The sequence below is a fragment of the Streptomyces fildesensis genome (assembly GCF_016107395.1).
Classification (GTDB): domain Bacteria; phylum Actinomycetota; class Actinomycetes; order Streptomycetales; family Streptomycetaceae; genus Actinacidiphila; species Actinacidiphila fildesensis.
Map to the genome: position 1 here is coordinate 79,089 of NZ_JAAIKO010000012.1, position 18,721 is coordinate 97,809.

Below are 18,721 nucleotides of genomic sequence, written 5' to 3' on the forward strand. Positions count from 1 at the left end.
CGCGGTCTCATGCTACGCACATCTTGTGTGATCAGCCTCCGCCGCGGACACCGAGCGACGATGTCCTGACGACCAGCTCCGGCTGGAAGACGATCTTCTGATGCTCGTGTGCGTCGGGGCGCCCGTCCGTCTCCTCGATCAGCAGTTCCGCGGCGGTGCGGCCGATGCGGAACGAGGGCTGGCGCACGGAGCTGAGCGGGACGGCGGCGCCCGCGGCGAACTCGATGTCGTCGTAGCCGACGAGCGCCATGTCGTCCGGCACCCGGATCCCGGCCGCGAACAGGGTCTGCAGCACGCCCAGAGCCAGCAGGTCGTTCGCGCAGAACACGGCGGACGGGCGGTCCGCGGCGGCCAGCAGCCGGGCGCCCGCCGCCCGGCCGGAGGCGACGTCGAACCGCTCCGCCTCGACCACCGTCAGCGTCTCCCGCGCGACCCGCGCCTCGTCGAGGGCGGACAGTGCGCCCTGATGCCGGTCCCGGGACTGGGCCAGGCGCGGGGAACCGCTGACGTAGACGATCCGGCGGTGGCCCGACGCGAGCAGATGCCGTACGGCGAGCCGGCCGCCTGCCACGTCGTCGACCGACACCGAGCACGCCTCGTCACCGGCCCATTCCCGGTCGGCGACGACGGAGGATATGCCGCGGCTCCGCAGCGCCCGCAGATCCTGGCCGGTGCCGTCGGTGGGAGTGACCAGCACACCGCGCACCCGCTGTTCGGCGAACATGCCCAGGTACTCGGCCTCCTGCGCCGGATCGCCCGCACTGGTGCACACCATGACGGCGAGTCCCGCCTCGCGGGCGGCCTGCTGGGCGCCACGGGCCAGCTCGACGAAGAACGGATTGGCCAGGTCCAGCACCAGGAGGGCGAGCATTCTGCTGCGACCGGCCCGCAACTGGCGGGCCGTCTCACTGCGGACGTACCCGAGCCGCTCGATCACCGCGAGCACCCGCCGCCGGGTGGGTTCCGACACTGTGTCCGGCCGGTTGAGGACGTTCGAGACCGTGCCGAGCGAGACCCCCGACTGCTCGGCGACGTCCTTGATGCCGATCGCGCTGCGCTTCACCCGGCTGCCCGGCGCGCGGCCGGGAAGCCGGCCGGGTCCGCCGGCGCCGTCCGCGCGGCGGGAGAGCGAACGTTCCCCGGTCAAGAGACCTCGACCAGTTCCAGGCCCGTGAGGTCGGCCACCGCGCGCAGTTCGGGCACGATGTGACCGGTGGCCAGTGCCCAGTGATGGGCGACGCCCGTGGCGCTCCAGGCGTCGGTCCACTCGCCGGGATCGGTGCCGAAGTCCACCCGGGACGTGGTGTTGCCGATCTTCAGCAGCGGGCCGCCGACCACCTCGCCCTGCGAGGTGACCAGCTTGTAGCGGCCGTCGCGGGTCTGGCCGAGACCGACCAGGGTGACCGGGCCGTGCCGAACGTCGAACTCGACGGACACGCCCCAGCCGCGCTTGCCGTGGAAGACACCCAGGCCGCGCAGGAGCGGCCGGTGCTGGCTGATGCCGAGGTGCGCGGGCCCGTCGTGGCCCATCTCCACCACGCCGTCCCGGAAGTTGAGCGCCTGCAGCTCGGTGAAGGATCCGCCCGCGCCGAGCCGGTCGGCGATCAGCATCGCCAGCGACGTACGCAACTCGTACTCGCCCGCCGCCGGCACACCACGCGCGGTGAGCAGCGACGCGCCGAGGATCATGCCGGCGCCCAGCCGCTCGTGGATCTCCCCGGCCAGACCCCGGTGGTAGTACGCGAGGCTGTCGAGGTCGAAGTCGGTCACCAGCCGGTCGAGTCCGACCGACACTCGGGCCGCCCACTCCACATCGTCCGCGACGACGGAATCGTCGAACGCGAAGGTCTCCCTGGCCTTGGCGAGCTTGTCGGCGACCTCCGCGTCGGTGACGTCGTCCACCCGCACCCGCAGATCGTCGAACTCCAGCACCTCCACATGGCCGCCGAGGTTGCCCGAGACCATGGCCAGGTCGGTCGAGACGTCGTACATGCCCGGGTACAGGTGGCCCATCAGGCCGTGCCGGCCGTTGCGCAGCACCGATCGCACCCCGGCCGCCCGGATCCACCGGCCGATCCGGGCCCAGGCCCGGTCGTCCTCCAGATAGCCGGAGACGGAGCGGAACGGGACGCCGGCCCGCTCGAAGGAGTTGGCCATCTCGGGCAGCGGGCAGGCGCCGCAGTACGCCAGCCACTGACCGGTGTCGAACGTGGCGTGGTCCATCGCCTCGGTCGGCTGCAGATTGATCAGCAGGACCGGAGCGCCCGAGCGCTGGGCCACCGGCGCCAGCATCGTGGCGGTCATGTACGTGGTGAGGAATCCGACGATCAGGTCGCATCCGGCGGCACGCAGCTTCTCCGCGGCCACCGCGCCCTCCTGTGCGTCCGAGATGAACCCGACGTCGACGACATCGGCGTCGAAGTCCTTCATGCGTTCGGTGACGCGTGCGGCGGAGCGGCGCAACTGGGGGAGCAGGTCGGGGAACTGGGGCCAGTAGGCGCCCAGTCCCCCCGCCACGAGACCGATCTTCGGCCTGCGCGCGGTGGCGGGGGTGCGGGTCATGGCGGATGTCTCCGTTCGTGGGGTCGGCCGGGGAGCGGGCCGGCCGGGTCGCCGGCCGTCACATGAGGTGGAATATCTCGGTGAGGGGGCGTATGGCCCGGTCGGGCCGGTCGTCGTCGGGGGCTTCGAAGAACTCGGCCATCTCCGTCTGCCAGCGGGTGTTGACCTCGGTGGCGGCCATCGCGCTCTGCGCCGCGGCGAAGTCCTCGGTCTCCAGGTAGCCCACCAGCAGCCCGTCCTCGCGGAGGAAGAGGGAGTAGTTGTGCCAGCCGGTGGCGGACAGCGCGGCGGTCATCTCCGGCCACACGGCTTCGTGCCGGCGGCGGTATGCGTCGATCCGGTCCTGGCGGACCTGAAGCAGGAAGCAGACACGCCGCATGTTCCCGGGCCTTTCGCCGTCGACGGCCGGCCGCGCCGCCGGCGGGCGGCGGGCCGGGATGCGGGTCACGCTCAGAAGTCGAAGCCGTCGATGTTGGACGTGTCGAAGACGGTGGGCTTGCCGAGGATGACCTCACCGTTCTTGCCGACGGTGAAGCTGCCCAGGTCACCGGCCTTGAACGTCTGCCCCTCCGCGCCGGTGATCTGACCGGAGCACAGCGCGGCCGCGGCGTACGCGGCGAGTCGGCCGAGCTTCTTGGGGTCCCACAGGGAGAACTGCGCGACGGTGCCGTCCTTGACGTACTTGCGCATCTGGTTGGGGGTGCCCAGCCCGTTCACCACGACCTTGCCCTTGTAGGACGAGGAGCTGATGTAGCGGGCGGACGCCGCGATGCCGACGGTGGTCGGCGCGATGATGCCCTTCAGATCCGGGTAGGCCTGCAGCAGTCCCTGGGTCTGCTGGAAGGACTTCTGGTCGTCGTCGTCCCCGTAGGCGACCTTCACCAGCTCCATCCCCTTGTACGCCGGCAGCGCCAGCTCCTTCTTCATGAACTCGATCCAGGTGTTCTGGTTCGTGGCGTTCTGGGTGGCGGACAGGATCGCGATCTTCCCCTGCAAGCCGAGCTGCTTGCCGAGGTTCTGCACCAGGCTGCGGCCGATCTGCTCGGAGCTCGCCTGGTTGATGAACAGCTGCCGGCAGTCCTTGGCGGTGTCGGAGTCGTACGCCACGACCTTGATGCCCTTGGTCATCGCCTGCTTGAGCGGACCGCAGACCGCGTTGGGGTCGTTGGCCGCCAGCAGGATCGCGTCCTGCTGCTGCTGGATGAGCGTGTTGATGTAGGAGACCTGCGAGGACGCGCTGGCGTCGGAGGGGCCGACCTCCTTGGCGGTGCTGCCGATCTCCTTCGCCGTCGCGATACCGGAGTTGTCGACGATCGTCTCGTAGGGGTTGTTGATCTGCTTGGGCAGGAAGGCGAGTTTCAGACCCTTCTTGAGCGCGGCAGCGGGGTCGGCGGAGGCCGTCGCGGCCGTGCCCGGGCCCTGGTCGGAGCTGGACTTCTTCGTCGTGCCACCGCAGGCGGTCGCGGTGAGGGCGAGAGCGCAGACGGCGGTCACCGCGGTGAGCGCGCGCACCGGGACGGTGGTGGGGAGGGACATGGCGAAGCCCTTCTTCGGGGAATTCCTCGGGGAGTTCGTCGGGTGACGGTGGTGCGGAGGGGGCGGTGCGCGCCGTCAGACAGCTGCGGCTGCGCGCCGGTGGCGCCGTTCGAGTGCCGCGGCGATCACCCGCGGGGTCAGTACCGAGGCCACCAGCAGGAGTCCGGTGACGATCACCTGGACCTCGTTGGCCACGTCATTGAGGATGAGCAGGTTCTTGAGCAGGCCGATCAGCAGCACTCCGGCGATGGCGCCGCCGAGTGTGCCCTTGCCGCCGTCGAAGTCGACGCCCCCCAGCAGCACGGAGGCGATGACGAGCATCTCGAAGCCCTGGCCGTTGTCGGCACGGGCGCTGCCGTAGCGCAGGGTGAAGACGATGCCCGCGAAGGCCGACAGCAGTCCGGTGAGGACGAACAGCAGCAGCTTGATCCGCTTGACCCGGATGCCGGAGAAGTAGGCGGCCTCCTCCTGGGCGCCGGTGGCGAACAGGGAGCGGCCGAACCCGGTGGCGTGCAGCACCACACCGGTGACGGCCGCCAGGACGATGAACAGGGCGAAGGGGTAGGGCAGGATCCCGAGCACGGTGTTGGTGTCCGACGTCCACCGGGCGTACGTCTCGGGGAAGTCGGTGACCGCGTTGCTGCCCAGCGCCACCGACGCCAGGCCCCGGTAGAGCGTCAGCGTGCCGATGGTGACGGCCAGCGACGGCAGTCCGACCCGGGTGACGAGCCAGCCGTTGAGCAGACCGCCGAGGACGCCGATGGCCAGGACCACCGGAACGATGGTTTCGAACGCCCAGCCCGATTCCCACAGTTTGCCGCTGACCGCGCTGGCCAGCCCCAGCATGGAGGCGACCGACAGATCGATCTCGCCCGCCACCACCAGCAGCGTCATCGGCAGCGCGATGATCGCGACCTCGGCGATGTCGTTGAGGGCGAAGGACAGATTGCCGGTGGTGGCGAACCCCTCGGTGGTACCGGCTCCGGTGGCGAAGACGGCCACGAGCAGGATGCCGACCGCGACGTCCCAGCGCAGGAACCGGCTCAGGTCAGACTTGGTGGACATGGCGCGCGTTCCTCTTCCTCAGGGCGCTGGTCATGCGCAGGGTCACGATCCGGTCGACGCTGATGGCCGCGAGCAGCAGGGCTCCGGTGATGGCGCTCTGCCAGAAGGAGTCGACCTTCAGGACGACCAGGACGCTGCCGACGGTGGTGAGGAGCAGCGCGCCGAGCGCCGCGCCCCAGACGCTGCCGGTGCCGCCGGTGATGGCGACGCCGCCGACCACCACCGCACTGACCACCGTCAGTTCCCAGCCGTGGGCGTTGTCGGCGACGACGGTGCCGAAGCGGGCCAGCCACAGGGCGCCGGCGAAGCCCGCGACCGCGCCGGAGAAGACGTAGGCGGCCAGGATCCGGCGGCGGATCGGGATGCCCGCGAGCCGGGCGGCCTCCGGGCTGGAGCCGATGGCGTACAGCTCCCGGCCGCTGCGGTAGGACCGCAGGTAGTAGGAGGCGGCGGCGAGTACGGCGACGGCGATCAGCGCCAGGTACGGGACGCCGAGGACGCTGCCGCTGCCCAGGTCGAGGACGGAGGCGGGGACGTCGGCGGCGTTGATCTGCTGACCGTGCGCCCACCAGTAGTCGGTGCCCTGGATGATGTAGAGCATCCCCAGCGTGACCACGAGCGCCGGCACCCGCCCGAAGCTGACCAGCAGTCCGCTGACGAGGCCGCAGAGCGCGCCGACGCCGATGCCGAGCAGCAGGGCCAGAACGGCGTTGCGGTCGGTGCCGGAGACGAACTTCCCGCAGGCGAAGGCGGACAGTCCCACCACCGAGCCGACCGAGAGGTCGATGTTGCGGGTGAGGACCACGACCGACTGGCCGACGGCCAGCAGGATCAGGATCGACGCGTTGAGGAGCAGGTCCTTGATGCCCTGCTCCGACAGGAAGCGGTGGTTGGCCGCCCAGGTGCCGAGGACGAGCAGCACCAGACACCCGGCGATGCTGATCTCCCGGGCCCGGAAGACGGTCTCGGTGAGCGAACGCGCCGTCACCTTGCGCGCGCCGGGCGGCGCCGTGGGCTGTTCCACTGTCGCTGTCATCAGGCTGCCTTCTCTCCGCCGGCGGTCCGGCCGGTGGCCGCGGCCATGACCGATTCCTCGGTGGCCAGTGCGCGCGGGAGTTCCGCGGTGATGCGTCCTTCGTGCATGACCAGCACCCGGTCCGCCATGGCGAGGACCTCCGGCAGGTCGGAGGAGACCATGAGGACGGCGAGTCCTTCCGCGGCGAGCGAGGACAGCAGCCGGTGGACCTCGGCCTTGGTGCCGATGTCGATGCCCCGGGTCGGTTCGTCGACGATCAGTACACCGGGTTCGGTGGCCAGCCACTTGGCCAGCACGACCTTCTGCTGGTTGCCGCCGGAGAGCACGCCGACCGGGTCGGAGAGCCGGTTGTACTTCAACTGGAGCCGCACCGCCCAGTCCGCCGCCCGGCCGCGCTCCAGGGTTCTGCGGACCAGGCCGCCGCGGCCGAGCCGGTCGAGTCCGGTCAGACCGATGTTCCGTTCGATGGACAGCTCCATCACCAGGCCCTGTTGGCGCCGGTCCTCCGGCACCAGGGCGACACCGGCGGCCATCGCGGCCGTGGGCGAGCCGGCCGGCAGCTTGTTCCCGGCCACGTGCACGTCGCCCGCGTCGGCGCGGTCGACGCCGAAGACGGCGCGCACGACCTCGCTGCGGCCGGCGCCCACCAGCCCGGCCAGCGCGACGATCTCGCCGCGGCGGACGTCGAACGAGACATCGGTGAAGACGCCCTCCCGGGTGAGCCGGCGCACGGCCAGGGCCGTTTCGCCGATCCGTGCGGGCTGTTTGGGGTAGAGCTCGTCCAGGTCACGGCCGACCATCCGGCGTACCAGGTCGTCCTCGGTCAGGCCGTCGACCGGATCGCTGGAGATCAGCCGGCCGTCCCGCAGGGTGGTGACGCGCTGGCAGAGGGCGAAGATCTCCTCCAGCCGGTGCGAGATGAACAGCACGGCCGTGCCCTGTTCGCGCAGCGTCCGCACCACGCCGAACAGCCGGGCCACTTCGGCTCCGGTCAGTGCCGCGGTGGGTTCGTCCATGATCAGGACCCGGGCGTCGAAGGAGAGCGCCTTGGCGATCTCGACGAGCTGCTGGTCGGCGATGGACAGGCCGCGGCAGAGCTGCCCGGGGTCGAGATCGACCCCCAGCCGTTCGATGAGGGCCTGCGTCGCGTCCCGCACCGACCGGTGGTCGACCCGGCCGAAGGAGCGGCGCGGTTGGCGGCCCATGAAGATGTTCTCGGCGACGGTGAGATCGGGAAAGAGCGTCGGTTCCTGGTAGATGACCGCGATGCCGGCGTCCCGGGCGTCGGAGGGTCCGTGGAAGGTGACGGGCTCGCCGTCCACCAGCACCCGCCCGGCATCGGGACGGTGCACTCCCGCGAGCACTTTGATCAGGGTGGACTTCCCGGCCCCGTTCTCACCGGCGAGCGCGTGCGCCTCCCCGGCGAAGAGGGCCAGGGACACACCCTGCAGAGCCCGGACCGCACCGAAGGACTTGCTGGCGTCCTCCAGCGAGAGTACGGGCCGTTCCGCCGACTTCGGCTGGTCCATGGTGGGGCCTCACATGAAAGGTTTCAACTGAGTTGCACGGACGTTAGGCCAGTGCGACATGACGCGTCAATGCTTTCGTTTCAAGTTTTCCGCTCCGGTGTCCGCAGTCGGTTGAACTCCCGTAACCAGGAGGTTGACACTCCCTCTTCGGGCACCTAGCTTCCCCTCAGTGAAACGATTCATGGCGGGAGCGATGAACATGACCGACCTGTCCACGGTGAAGGCCGCGCTGAAGGCCCAGTCCATCGAGACGCCGTCCTGGGCGTACGGCAACTCCGGCACGCGCTTCAAGGTGTTCGCGCAGGCGGGCGTGCCCCGCACCCCGCAGGAGAAGATCGACGACGCGGCGCGCGTCCACGAATTCACCGCGGCCGCGCCCTCGGTGGCGCTGCACATCCCCTGGGACAGGACCGACGACTACCCGGCGCTGGCGGCCCACGCGGCCGGGCGGGGTGTACGGCTCGGGGTGATCAACTCCAATGTCTTCCAGGACGACGACTACAAACTCGGTTCAGTCACCCACCCCGATCCCAAGATCCGGCGCAAGGCCACCGACCATCTGCTGGAATGCGTCGACATCATGGACGCCACCGGCTCGCGCGATCTGAAACTGTGGTTCTCCGACGGGACGAACTACCCCGGACAGGACGATATCGCCGATCGCCAGGGTCGGCTGGGCGACGCGCTGACCGAGGTCTACGAGCGGCTCGGCGACGACCAGCGGATGCTGTTGGAGTACAAGCTCTTCGAGCCCGCCTTCTACGCCACGGACGTGCCGGACTGGGGCACCGCGTACGCCCACTGCCTCAAGCTCGGCCCCAAGGCGCAGGTCGTCGTCGACACCGGCCACCACGCCCCCGGCACCAACATCGAGTTCATCGTGGCGACGCTGCTGCGGGAGGGGAAGCTCGGCGGCTTCGACTTCAACTCGCGCTTCTACGCCGACGACGACCTGATGGCCGGCGCGGCGGACCCGTTCCAGCTCTTCCGGATCATGTACGAAGTGGTGCGCGGCGGGGGGCTCGCGGCCGAGACCGGAGTGGCCTTCATGCTCGACCAGTGCCACAACATCGAGGCGAAGATCCCGGCGATCATCCGGTCGGTGATGAATGTGCAGGAAGCCACCGCCAAGGCGCTGTTGGTCGACCCCGTCGCACTGCGCGCCGCCCAGCAGGCCGGTGAGGTGCTGGAGGCGAACGCCGTGCTGATGGACGCGTACAACACCGACGTCCGTCCGCTGCTGCGCGAGGTCCGCGAGGAGCAGGGCATCGACCCGGACCCGATCGCCGCCTACAAGCGGTCCGGCTGGGCCGATCACATCGTCGCGGAGCGGGTCGGCGGGACCCAGGCGGGCTGGGGGGCGTGACGCCTCCGACGCCCGCCGCCACCGATTCCCGCTTCCGCTCCCATTCGCAAGGGATTCCACGATGACCGCAGAACTGCACCCGCAGGCGGCGGAGCTGCTGGCGCGCAGCCACCGGCTCGGCGCCGATCCCCGCAACACCAACTACGCGGGCGGCAACACGTCCGCCAAGGGCACCGCCACCGACCCGGTGACCGGGCAGGACACCGAGCTGATGTGGGTCAAGGGCTCCGGGGGCGACCTGGGCACCCTGCGGGCGTCGGGGCTCGCCGCGTTGCGGCTCGACCGGCTGCGCACCCTCGTGGACGTCTATCCGGGCGTCGACCGCGAGGACGAGATGGTGGCCGCCTTCGACTACTGCCTGCACGGCAAGGGCGGGGCGGCGCCCTCCATCGACACCGCGATGCACGCCCTGGTCGGCGCCGAGCACGTCGATCATCTGCACCCGGACTCCGGCATCGCGCTCGCCTGTGCCGCCGACGGCGAGGCGCTGACCAAGGAGTGCTTCGGCGACCGGGTGGCCTGGGTGCCGTGGCGCCGCCCGGGATTCCAACTGGGCCTGGACATCGCCGCCGTCAGGGACGCGAACCCGCAGGCCGTCGGCTGCGTACTCGGCGGCCATGGCATCACCGCCTGGGGTGCGACCTCGCAGGAGTGCGAGCGGAACTCCCTCGACATCATCCGCACCGCCGCCGAGTTCCTCGACCGGCGCGGCAGGAGCACACCGTTCGGACCGGTCCTGTCCGGCTACGAGCCGCTGCCCTCGGCGGAACGCCGGGCCAGAGCGGCCGCACTGGCCCCCGTCCTGCGGTCCATCGCCTCCGCCGACCGTCCGCAGATCGGCCACTTCAGCGACTCCGAGGCGGTGCTCGACTTCCTCTCGCGCACCGAACACCCGCGGCTGGCCGCGCTCGGCACCTCCTGCCCCGACCACTTCCTGCGCACCAAGGTCCGCCCGCTGGTGCTGGACCTGCCCGGCGACGCGCCGCTCGACGAAGCGGTGCGGCGGCTGCGGCAGCTGCACACCGAGTACCGCGAGGAGTACGCCGCCTACTACGCACGGCACGCGACGCCCGACTCGCCGCCGATGCGCGGCGCTGATCCGGCGATCGTCCTGGTCCCGGGCGTCGGGATGTTCTCCTACGGCAAGGACAAGCAGACCGCGCGCGTCGCGGGGGAGTTCTACCTCAACGCGATCAACGTCATGCGCGGCGCCGAGGCGGTCTCGTCGTACCTGCCGATCGAGGAGTCCGAGAAGTTCCGTATCGAGTACTGGGAACTGGAGGAGGCGAAGCTGCGCCGGATGCCCCCGGCGCAGCCGCTCGCGACCCGGATCGCGCTGGTGACCGGCGCCGGTTCCGGCATCGGCAGGGCGATCGCCCACCGGCTCGCCGCCGAGGGAGCCTGCGTGGTCGTGGCGGACATCAACGCGACCAGTGCGGCGGCCGTCGTCGAAGAGCTCGGCGGGGCGGACCGCGCTGTCGCGGTGCCGGCCGACGTCACCTCCGAGGAAGAGATCCGGGCGGCGTTCGACGCGGCGGTCCTCGCCTTCGGCGGAGTGGACCTGGTGGTCAACAACGCGGGTATCTCCATCTCCAAGCCGCTGCTGGAGACCACCGCCGCGGACTGGGACCTGCAGCACGCGATCATGGCCCGCGGATCCTTCCTCGCCTCGCGCGAGGCCGCACGGATCATGATCCAGCAGGGCCTGGGCGGTGACATCGTCTACATCTCCAGCAAGAACGGGGTCTTCGCCGGCCCCAACAACATCGCCTACGGTGCCACCAAGGCCGACCAGGCCCACCAGGTGCGGCTGCTCGCCGCCGAGCTGGGGGAGCACGGCATCCGGGTGAACGGCATCAACCCCGACGGGGTGGTCCAGGGCTCCGGGATCTTCGCGGGCGGCTGGGGCGCCCAGCGCGCCGCCGTGTACGGGGTGAGCGAGGAGAACCTCGGCGCGTTCTACGCCCAGCGCACCCTGCTCAAGCGCGAGGTGCTGCCCGAGCACGTGGCCAACGCCGTCTTCGCGCTGGCCGGCGGGGACCTCAGTCATACGACGGGCCTGCACATCCCCGTCGACGCCGGAGTGGCAGCCGCGTTCCTGCGCTAGCGGGTCCCGGCCGGCGGTGACCCCCGCCGGCCGGCGGGATCCTCCCCGTTCCCATCCCTTCCTGTGAGGCTCTTCATGCCACCGAGCGACCCCCGTGCCTTCGCCGCCGTCGATCTCGGCGCTTCCAGCGGGCGCGTCATCGTCGGCCGGGTGACCGCGCGTTCGGTCGGCCTGGACGAGGTCCACCGCTTCCCCAACCTCCCGGTCCGCGTCGGCGGCACCCTGCACTGGGACGTGCTGGCGCTGTACCGCGGGGTCCTGGACGGCCTGCGGGCGGCGGGCCCGGTGACGTCCGTCGGCATCGACACCTGGGCCGTGGACTACGGGCTGCTGGCAGCCGACGGTTCGCTGCTCGGCAACCCCGTCCACTACCGCGACGCCCGGACCGAGGGCGTGCCGGAACGGATCCGGCGGACCGTGCCGCAGGCGGAGCTGTACGCGGCCACGGGTGTGCAGCACGCACCGTTCAACACCCTCTACCAGCTGGCCGCGGCACAGGGGACGCCTCAACTGGACGCCGCCGCGCGGCTGCTGCTGATGCCGGACCTCATGTCGTACTGGCTCACCGGTGTTGCCGGCACGGAGCTGACCAACGCCTCCACCACCCAGCTCCTGGACCCGCGCACCGGCGACTGGGCGTACGCACTGGCCGGGCGGCTCGGGATCGACCTGTCGCTCTTCCCGCCGCTGCGCAGGCCAGGCGACCCGGCCGGTGAGCTGCTGCCGGAGGTCCTGGAGGCGACCGGCCTTGAGCACCCGGTGCCGGTGGTGACGGTCGGCTCGCACGACACCGCGTCGGCGGTCGCCGGGGTGCCGGCGGACACCGAGCGCTTCGCGTACATCTCCTGCGGCACGTGGTCGCTGGCCGGCGTGGAACTGGACGCACCGGTCCTCACCGAGGACTCGCGCGCCGCGAACTTCACCAACGAACTGGGCGTCGACGGCACCGTCCGCTATCTGCGCAACATCATGGGCCTTTGGCTGCTGCAGGAGTGCCTTCGCAGCTGGCTGGCCGCGGGCCTTCCACACGACCTCGGCCGGCTGCTGGCCCAGGCAGCACAGGTCCCGCCGCTGCGCTCGGTCGTGGACGCCGCGGACCCGGCATTCCTCGCCCCGGACAGCATGCCGGACCGTATCGCCGAGTCCTGCCGCAGGACCGGGCAGCCGGTACCGCGTGATCAGGCGGAGACGGTGCGCTGCATCCTGGACTCCCTCGCGCTGGCGCACCGCTCGGCGATCGAGGACGCCCAGCGCCTGTCAGGACGGCATGTCGACGTCGTCCACATCGTCGGCGGCGGCGCGCGCAACGAGCTGCTCTGCCAACTGACGGCGGACGCCTGCGGGCTGCCGGTCGTGGCCGGTCCCGCCGAGGCGGCGGCGCTGGGCAACGTCCTGGTGCAGGCGCGGGCCGCGGGAGTGATCGGGGGCGGCCTCGCGGACATCCGGTCCCTGCTGCGGGCCACCCAGCCACTGCGCCGCTACGAGCCGGCCGCCGAGCGCACCCGGTGGAACGAGGCGGCCGCGCGGACGTCCGGTGCGAAGGACACCGTCCGGACGTAGTCGCCCGCCATGCGGGGCGGCCGTCCGGTTGTCACTCGATGATGTGCGGCACGAAGCGCGCGTACTCGTCCGTGACGGGCCCCACCGATTCGCGGATGCCGAGCCCGGCCGCCTCGTCCTCGACCACCCACGCGCCCAGCACGACGCGATTGCCGTCGAAGTCGGGCAGCGGTGCCAGCTCCTGGAAGCAGGACGCCTCGTCGGGTACGGCCGGCGGCGTGCCCGGCTCGTGCAGGGTGACCCCCGCGCCTTCACGGCCCAGCAGCGGCTTCATCACGTACCCCGGGCCGGTCGCGAGCTCACGCGGTCCGTCCAGGTAAGCGGGCAGCAGGTTCGGATGGCCGGGGTTCAGCTCCCACAGGATCGCGAGCAGCGCCTTGTTCGACAGCAGCATCTTCCAGGCCGGTTCGATCCAGCAGGTCGTCCCGGTCCCGCCGCCGTTGTCCAGGGTGTCCAGGACGTGCGGGCCGAAGGCGTCGGCCGCCAGCCACTCCGGAACCACCGGTTTCGGCAGCTCATCGGCGGCAGCCGGGCATCCGGGCCGCGGCAGTTGATCCGGTGGACGCCGCTGGCCTGCGCATTCATGGATCGCGATCCGGGCGAGATCGGGCAACGTCCGATCCGGAACGGGGCGGCGCACGGCTCCGCCGCGACGGTATAACTCATGGATGGGCCCATTCGGGCCCCGGATGCCCGAACGGGCGGAGAAGGGCGGGTGGCGGTGTTGAGGTCGGAAGAGAGGCATCACCGGCTGCTGGCTCTGGCGCGCCAGGCGGGCCGCGTCGAGGTCGCTGTCGCGGCCGCCGACTTCAGGGTCGCCCCGGAGACCATCCGGCGGGACCTGAGCGCGCTGGAGCGCAGGGGACTGGTCCGCCGCACCCATGGCGGTGCCTACCCCGTCGAGAGCGCGGGTTTCGAGACCAATCTGGCCCAGCGCGTCACGCTGCACGTCGAGAGCAAACGGCGGATCGCCGCGGAAGGCGTCAAGCTCCTCGACGGCGCAGAAACGATCTTTGTGGACGAGGGCTACACACCGCAGATCCTCGCCGCACTGCTGCCCACCGACCAGCCCCTGACCGTGGTGACCGCATCGCTGTCGACGGCCGCGGCGGTCGCCGAGTCGGACAACACCACCGTCCTCCTCCTCGGCGGCCGGGTCCGCGCCCGGACGCTCGCCACCGTGGGCTCCTGGGCCTGCGCCATGCTCTCGGGCTTCGTCATCGACCTGGCGTTCATGGGCTCGAACGGGATCTCCCGGGAGTTCGGGCTCACAACGCCCGACCCCGTCGTCGCGGACGTCAAGGCCAAGGCGATCGAGGTCTCCCGCAGACGGATCTTCCTGGGGCACCACGGCAAGTTCGGGGCGAGCAGCTTCTGCCGGTTCGCGGAGGTCGCCGACTTCGAGGCCATCGTCACCGACACCGGACTGTCCAGCGCGGAAGCGCACCGCTACACCCTCCTGGGGCCTCAGGTCATCCGCGTCTGACCCGACGGCCCTTCCACCCCCTCGATCCGCGGCCCCCGGCCGCGGGCAGCTGTGGCGTGGGCGAAATCAGCTGACACCCGGTCCCACCCGGCCGGATCACCAACGAAGGGATCCAGCGTGACGACAAGACCGAAGAACACGCCGCGCACCGTCGCGACGGTCGCCGTGGTCCTCTGCACCAGCCTGCTCGCCGCCTGTTCGGGCGCCGGCGGCGGGGGCGGCGGTTCCCAGGCGCACTCCATCAACGTGCTGATGGTCAACAACCCGCAGATGGTTGATCTGCAGAAGCTGACCGCGGACAACTTCACCAAGTCCACCGGCATCAAGGTCAATTTCACCGTGCTGCCGGAGAACGACGTCCGGGACAAGATCAGTCAGGACTTCGCCAGCCAGGCCGGACAGTACGACGTGGCGACCATCAGCAACTACGAGACCCCGATCTACGCCAAGAACGGCTGGCTGTCACCGCTGACCGCCCAGTCCAAGGCCGACACCGCCTTCGAGCAGAGCGACATCCTGCCCAGCATCCAGGAGTCCCTGACCTCGGGCGGACAGATCTACGCCGAGCCGTTCTACGGCGAGTCGTCGTTCCTGATGTACCGCAAGGACGTCTTCGCCGCCAAGAACCTGACGATGCCCGCCAACCCGACCTGGACCCAGGTCGCGGACCTGGCGGCGAAGGCCGACGGGGCGCAGCCCGGCATGAAGGGCATCTGCCTGCGTGGCCAGCCCGGATGGGGTGAGCTGATCGCGCCGTTGACCACGCTCGTGAACACCATGGGCGGCACCTGGTTCGACAAGGACTGGAAGGCCCAGGTCAACAGTCCGGAGTTCACCAAGGCGACGAAGTTCTATGTCGACCTGGTGCGTGCGCACGGTGAGGCGGGCGCCCCGCAGGCCGGCTTCACCGAGTGCCTGAACAACATGGAGCAGGGCAAGGTCGCCATGTGGTACGACGCCACCTCGGCCGCCGGCCTGCTGGACGGCACGGGCTCACCGGTCGCCGGGAAGATGGGTTACGTGCCCGCGCCGGTCGACCGGACGAAGAGCTCGGGCTGGCTCTACACCTGGGCCTGGGGTCTGCAGAAGGCCAGCAAGCACCAGGACGACGCATGGAAGTTCATCTCCTGGGCGTCGGGCAAGAACTACGAGAACCTCGTCGGCACCAAGCTGGGCTGGTCCAAGGTCCCGGCCGGCAAGCGCACCTCGACCTACACCAACGCCCAGTACCTCACCGCCGCATCGGCGTTCGCGGCGGCCACCAAGACCGCGCTGACCAACGCCGACCCCCTGAACCCCGGTGTACAGCCACGACCCGCCCCCGGCATCCAGTTCGTCGGCATCCCCGAGTTCACCGATCTCGGAACCCAGGTATCCCAGGAGATCAGCTCCGCCATCGCCGGCCGGAGCAGCGTCGAGAGCGCCCTGAGGACCAGCCAGTCCCGGGCCGAGACGGTCGCCGCCAAACACGCCGGCCAGTGACCGGGCTCCGCACCCGCGGAACCGCCCGCCGACCCACCCTCGCCGACCCACTCCCGACCCGCCGCCCTCCGCGGGTCGGGAGGCCACCCGCGCGAAGCGGAGAGACACCATGACCGTCCCCCTGACCGCAAAACGCCCGCGACTCCTGCGCCAGGGAGTGCGGGAGTCGTCGACCCGTCCCGCCAACCGGCCGCGTGGCGCCTGGGCCCGCCGGGCACCGCTGCTCCCGGCGCTGGTCTTCCTGATCGTGGTCACCCAGCTGCCGTTCCTGGGCACCCTGGGCATCTCGTTCATGCGCTGGAACGCCCTCGACCCCGACAACCGGGGCTTCGGCGGCCTGGCCAACTACCGGACCGCACTGACCGATCCGACGCTGCGCTCGTCCATCACCACCACCGTGATCCTGACGGCCTCGGTGGTCCTGGTGAGCCTGCTGTTCGGCCTGGGGCTGGCCCTGCTGCTCGACCGGCAGTTCCGCGGTCGCGGCATCGTCCGCACGATGCTCATCACCCCCTTCCTCGTCGTGCCGGTGGCTTCCGCCCTGCTGTGGAAGCACGCCCTGTACAACGCCTCCTACGGGCTGATCAACGGCACTCTGACCTGGATCTGGAGCCTGTTCGGCAGCTCCGACGCCCCGCAGTTCGACTGGCTGTCCACCAACCCCCTGATAGCCGTCGAAGCCTCACTGGCCTGGCAGTGGACACCGTTCATGATGCTGATCCTGCTCGCCGGCCTGCAGAGCCGACCGCTGGACATCGTCGAGGCCGCCCGCGTCGACGGCGCCGGCACGTGGCAGGTCTTCCGCTATCTGACCTTCCCCCACCTGCGCCGCTACCTGGAACTGGCCTCGCTGCTCGGCAGCATCTACGTCGTCCAGAACTTCGACGCGGTCTTCACCCTCACCTCCGGCGGCCTGGGCACCGCCAACCTGCCCTACTCCGTCTACCAGACCTTCTACCAGGCCCATGACTACGGCCTGGCGTCCGCGCAGGGCGTCATCGTCGTCGCCTGCTCGATCCTCATCGCCACCTTCGCCCTGCGCACCGTCTCGTCCCTGTTCCGAGAGGAGACGTCATGACGAGCACCTCGACCACCGCCCCGGCCGGCCGGCCGAGCCGCCGCACCGGCCCGTTCCGCCATCGAGGCAGCATCTGGGGTCTGCTGGCCTGGGTCTGCGGTCTGCTGTTCTTCCTGCCGTTCGGCTGGATGCTGCTCACCTCGCTGCACAGCGAACCGGCCGCCGCGACCAACCCGCCCAACATCGGCGCGGGCCTCACCCTCCAGGGCTTCCGCGAGTTCTTCGGCGAGAGCACGGGGGTCAGCCCCTGGCCCCCGCTGATCAACTCGCTGACGGCGAGCATCGCCTCCACCGTCCTGGTGCTGGTCCTGGCCGTGCCCGCCGCCTATGCGCTGTCCATCAAGCCGGTCCGCAAGTGGACCGACGTGATGTTCTTCTTCCTGTCCACCAAGATGCTCCCCACGGTGGCCGGGCTGCTGCCCGTGTACCTCATCGCCCAGCACGCCGGCATGCTCGACAACATCTGGCTGCTGGTCATCCTCTACACCTCGATGAACCTGCCGATCGCGGTATGGATGATGCGCTCCTTCCTCGCGGAAGTCCCCAAGGAGATCCTGGAAGCGGCCTCCATCGACGGAGCGGGGCTGCTGACCATCCTCCTGCGGATCGTGGCCCCGGTCGCCGCGCCCGGTATCGCGGCCACCGCGCTGATCTCCTTCATCTTCAGCTGGAACGAGCTGCTGTTCGCCCGGGTGCTGACCGGTGTCGTGGCGGGGACCGCACCGGTCTTCCTCACCGGGTTCGTCACCAGCCAGGGCCTGTTCCTGGCGAAGGTGTGCGCCGCCGCCGTCTGCGTCTCCCTGCCCGTACTCATCGCCGGCTTCGCCGCCCAGGACAAACTCGTCCAGGGCCTGTCCCTTGGAGCAGTCAAGTGAAAGCAGCCGTCATCAGCGCCCCCGGCGTCGTCGCGATCGAGAACGTCGAGGATCCGTCCCCCGGCCCCCGGGACGTGGTGGTCCGCGTCGCCGCCGTCGGCCTGTGCGGCACCGATCTGCACATCCTGCAGGGCGAGTTCGCACCCACCCTGCCGATCACCCCCGGGCATGAGTTCGCCGGAGAGATCGTCGCCGTCGGCAGCCAGGTCCACGAGGTGGCGCTCGGCGACCAGGTCGCCGTCGACCCTTCCCTGTACTGCCACGAATGCCACTACTGCCGTATCGGGCGCAACAACCTCTGCGAACGGTGGGCCGCGATCGGCGTCACCAACCCCGGAGGCGCGGCCGAGTACGCCCTCGCCCCCGTCGCCAACTGCGTGAAACTGCCCGAGCACATCCGCACCGAGGACGCCGCGCTGATCGAACCCCTCTCCTGCGCCGTCCGCGGCTACGACATCCTCCGCAGCCAACTGGCCACCAACGTCCTGATCTACGGATCCGGCACCATGGGCCTGATGATGATGGAGCTCGCCAAGCGCACCGGCGCCGCCACCGTCGACATCGTCGACATCAACCCCGACCGGCTGGAAACCGCCCGGACCCTGGGCTGCACCCATGCCGTCACCTCCGCCGACGAGATCGAGCGACCCCGCGGCTGGGACGTCGTCATCGACGCCACCGGAAACGCCAAGGCCATCCAGGAAGCCATCGGCCGCGTCGGCAAGGGCGGTACGTACCTCCAGTTCGGCGTGGCGGACTACGCGGCGCGCGCCACGATCGAGCCGTACCGGATCTACAACCAGGAGATCACCATCACCGGCTCCATGGCGGTCCTCCACAGCTATGAACGCGCTGCCCGGCTGTTCGCCGCCGGTGTCCTCGACCCGCAGGTCTTCATCAGCGACCGGCTGCCGCTGACCGACTACGCCGCGGCCCTCCAGCAGTTCCGGGACGGCAAGGGCCGGAAGATCCTGGTCACTCCCTGACCAGGACGTCGTTCCGACCGCCCCCAGACGAACCCTCTTCCCCGGAGCTGTCC

The 18,721-nt window shown here is 70.3% G+C and carries 15 protein-coding genes and 1 pseudogene; 8 read left to right on the forward strand and 8 right to left on the reverse strand.

Annotated features, from left to right (window positions below; genetic code table 11):
- Positions 1 to 31: 31 nt before the first annotated feature.
- The 7 genes from C6N31_RS18975 to C6N31_RS19005 form a co-directional block, all read right to left on the reverse strand.
- Positions 32 to 1,063 (reverse strand): LacI family DNA-binding transcriptional regulator, encoded by a 1,032-nt coding sequence (locus C6N31_RS18975; protein ID WP_198357914.1) that lies wholly within the window; start codon positions 1,061 to 1,063, stop codon positions 32 to 34.
- 80 nt (positions 1,064 to 1,143) lie between these two features.
- Entirely contained in the window at positions 1,144 to 2,562 is a 1,419-nt protein-coding gene (locus C6N31_RS18980; RefSeq protein WP_198357886.1) for an L-fucose/L-arabinose isomerase family protein, read from the reverse strand.
- Positions 2,563 to 2,620: 58 nt separating this feature from the next.
- Positions 2,621 to 2,941 (reverse strand): L-rhamnose mutarotase, encoded by a 321-nt coding sequence (locus tag C6N31_RS18985; protein ID WP_138351611.1) that lies wholly within the window; start codon positions 2,939 to 2,941, stop codon positions 2,621 to 2,623.
- 71 nt (positions 2,942 to 3,012) lie between these two features.
- The gene (rhaS, locus tag C6N31_RS18990) at positions 3,013 to 4,098 is read right to left on the reverse strand and encodes a rhamnose ABC transporter substrate-binding protein (RefSeq protein WP_198357887.1); all 1,086 of its coding nucleotides are present in this window, start codon (positions 4,096 to 4,098) and stop codon (positions 3,013 to 3,015) included.
- A 75-nt stretch (positions 4,099 to 4,173) separates the two neighbouring features.
- Positions 4,174 to 5,163, reverse strand: a complete 990-nt coding sequence (locus tag C6N31_RS18995; protein ID WP_138351446.1) for an ABC transporter permease — start codon at positions 5,161 to 5,163, stop codon at positions 4,174 to 4,176.
- Positions 5,147 to 6,199 (reverse strand): ABC transporter permease, encoded by a 1,053-nt coding sequence (locus C6N31_RS19000; protein WP_138351447.1) that lies wholly within the window; start codon positions 6,197 to 6,199, stop codon positions 5,147 to 5,149. The genes C6N31_RS18995 and C6N31_RS19000 overlap by 17 nt, the downstream gene beginning before the upstream one ends.
- Complete coding sequence (locus C6N31_RS19005) at positions 6,199 to 7,728, reverse strand: sugar ABC transporter ATP-binding protein (RefSeq protein WP_138351448.1); 1,530 nt, start codon at positions 7,726 to 7,728, stop codon at positions 6,199 to 6,201. Before C6N31_RS19005 ends, C6N31_RS19000 begins: the two co-directional genes overlap by 1 nt.
- A gap of 199 nt (positions 7,729 to 7,927) precedes the next feature.
- Between C6N31_RS19005 and rhaI the strand changes: the two genes are divergently transcribed.
- The 3 genes from rhaI to C6N31_RS19020 all read left to right on the forward strand — a co-directional run bounded on the left by rhaI (position 7,928) and on the right by C6N31_RS19020 (position 12,761).
- Complete coding sequence (gene rhaI / locus C6N31_RS19010) at positions 7,928 to 9,094, forward strand: L-rhamnose isomerase (protein ID WP_138351449.1); 1,167 nt, start codon at positions 7,928 to 7,930, stop codon at positions 9,092 to 9,094.
- Between the two features lie 61 nt (positions 9,095 to 9,155).
- The gene (locus tag C6N31_RS19015; RefSeq protein WP_198357888.1) at positions 9,156 to 11,201 is read left to right on the forward strand and encodes a bifunctional aldolase/short-chain dehydrogenase; all 2,046 of its coding nucleotides are present in this window, start codon (positions 9,156 to 9,158) and stop codon (positions 11,199 to 11,201) included.
- Positions 11,202 to 11,276: 75 nt separating this feature from the next.
- Entirely contained in the window at positions 11,277 to 12,761 is a 1,485-nt protein-coding gene (locus tag C6N31_RS19020) for a rhamnulokinase (RefSeq protein ID WP_198357889.1), read from the forward strand.
- Between the two features lie 31 nt (positions 12,762 to 12,792).
- Here C6N31_RS19020 and C6N31_RS19025 read toward each other — a convergent pair.
- Positions 12,793 to 13,254, reverse strand: a pseudogene (locus C6N31_RS19025) (glutathionylspermidine synthase family protein); the annotation flags it as partial.
- Positions 13,255 to 13,485: 231 nt separating this feature from the next.
- On the opposite strand from C6N31_RS19025, the gene C6N31_RS19030 reads away from it, so the two are divergent.
- The 5 genes from C6N31_RS19030 (at position 13,486) to C6N31_RS19050 (ending at position 18,668) form a co-directional block, all read left to right on the forward strand.
- Positions 13,486 to 14,247, forward strand: a complete 762-nt coding sequence (locus tag C6N31_RS19030; protein WP_187145247.1) for a DeoR/GlpR family DNA-binding transcription regulator — start codon at positions 13,486 to 13,488, stop codon at positions 14,245 to 14,247.
- A gap of 117 nt (positions 14,248 to 14,364) precedes the next feature.
- Positions 14,365 to 15,729 (forward strand): ABC transporter substrate-binding protein, encoded by a 1,365-nt coding sequence (locus C6N31_RS19035; RefSeq protein ID WP_138351452.1) that lies wholly within the window; start codon positions 14,365 to 14,367, stop codon positions 15,727 to 15,729.
- Positions 15,730 to 15,838: 109 nt separating this feature from the next.
- The gene (locus C6N31_RS19040) at positions 15,839 to 16,807 is read left to right on the forward strand and encodes a carbohydrate ABC transporter permease (protein WP_198357890.1); all 969 of its coding nucleotides are present in this window, start codon (positions 15,839 to 15,841) and stop codon (positions 16,805 to 16,807) included.
- Positions 16,804 to 17,682: a carbohydrate ABC transporter permease gene (locus C6N31_RS19045; RefSeq protein WP_138351454.1), complete on the forward strand. Its 879-nt coding sequence runs from the start codon at positions 16,804 to 16,806 to the stop codon at positions 17,680 to 17,682. Before C6N31_RS19040 ends, C6N31_RS19045 begins: the two co-directional genes overlap by 4 nt.
- A complete protein-coding gene (locus tag C6N31_RS19050) occupies positions 17,679 to 18,668 on the forward strand; it encodes a zinc-dependent alcohol dehydrogenase family protein (protein WP_138351455.1) in 990 nt (329 codons plus the stop codon). The genes C6N31_RS19045 and C6N31_RS19050 overlap by 4 nt, the downstream gene beginning before the upstream one ends.
- Positions 18,669 to 18,721 lie beyond the last annotated feature (53 nt).

Bases quoted from the DNA above. Each gene is read 5' to 3' on its own strand.
- C6N31_RS18980 (WP_198357886.1), bottom strand. From the start codon at position 2,562: ATGACCCGCACCCCCGCCACCGCGCGCAGGCCGAAGATCGGTCTCGTG.
- C6N31_RS18985 (WP_138351611.1), bottom strand. From the start codon at position 2,941: ATGCGGCGTGTCTGCTTCCTGCTTCAGGTCCGCCAGGACCGGATCGAC.
- rhaS (WP_198357887.1), bottom strand. From the start codon at position 4,098: ATGTCCCTCCCCACCACCGTCCCGGTGCGCGCGCTCACCGCGGTGACC.
- C6N31_RS18995 (WP_138351446.1), bottom strand. From the start codon at position 5,163: ATGTCCACCAAGTCTGACCTGAGCCGGTTCCTGCGCTGGGACGTCGCG.
- C6N31_RS19000 (WP_138351447.1), bottom strand. From the start codon at position 6,199: ATGACAGCGACAGTGGAACAGCCCACGGCGCCGCCCGGCGCGCGCAAG.
- C6N31_RS19005 (WP_138351448.1), bottom strand. From the start codon at position 7,728: ATGGACCAGCCGAAGTCGGCGGAACGGCCCGTACTCTCGCTGGAGGAC.
- rhaI (WP_138351449.1), top strand. From the start codon at position 7,928: ATGACCGACCTGTCCACGGTGAAGGCCGCGCTGAAGGCCCAGTCCATC.
- C6N31_RS19015 (WP_198357888.1), top strand. From the start codon at position 9,156: ATGACCGCAGAACTGCACCCGCAGGCGGCGGAGCTGCTGGCGCGCAGC.
- C6N31_RS19020 (WP_198357889.1), top strand. From the start codon at position 11,277: ATGCCACCGAGCGACCCCCGTGCCTTCGCCGCCGTCGATCTCGGCGCT.
- C6N31_RS19040 (WP_198357890.1), top strand. From the start codon at position 15,839: ATGACCGTCCCCCTGACCGCAAAACGCCCGCGACTCCTGCGCCAGGGA.
- C6N31_RS19045 (WP_138351454.1), top strand. From the start codon at position 16,804: ATGACGAGCACCTCGACCACCGCCCCGGCCGGCCGGCCGAGCCGCCGC.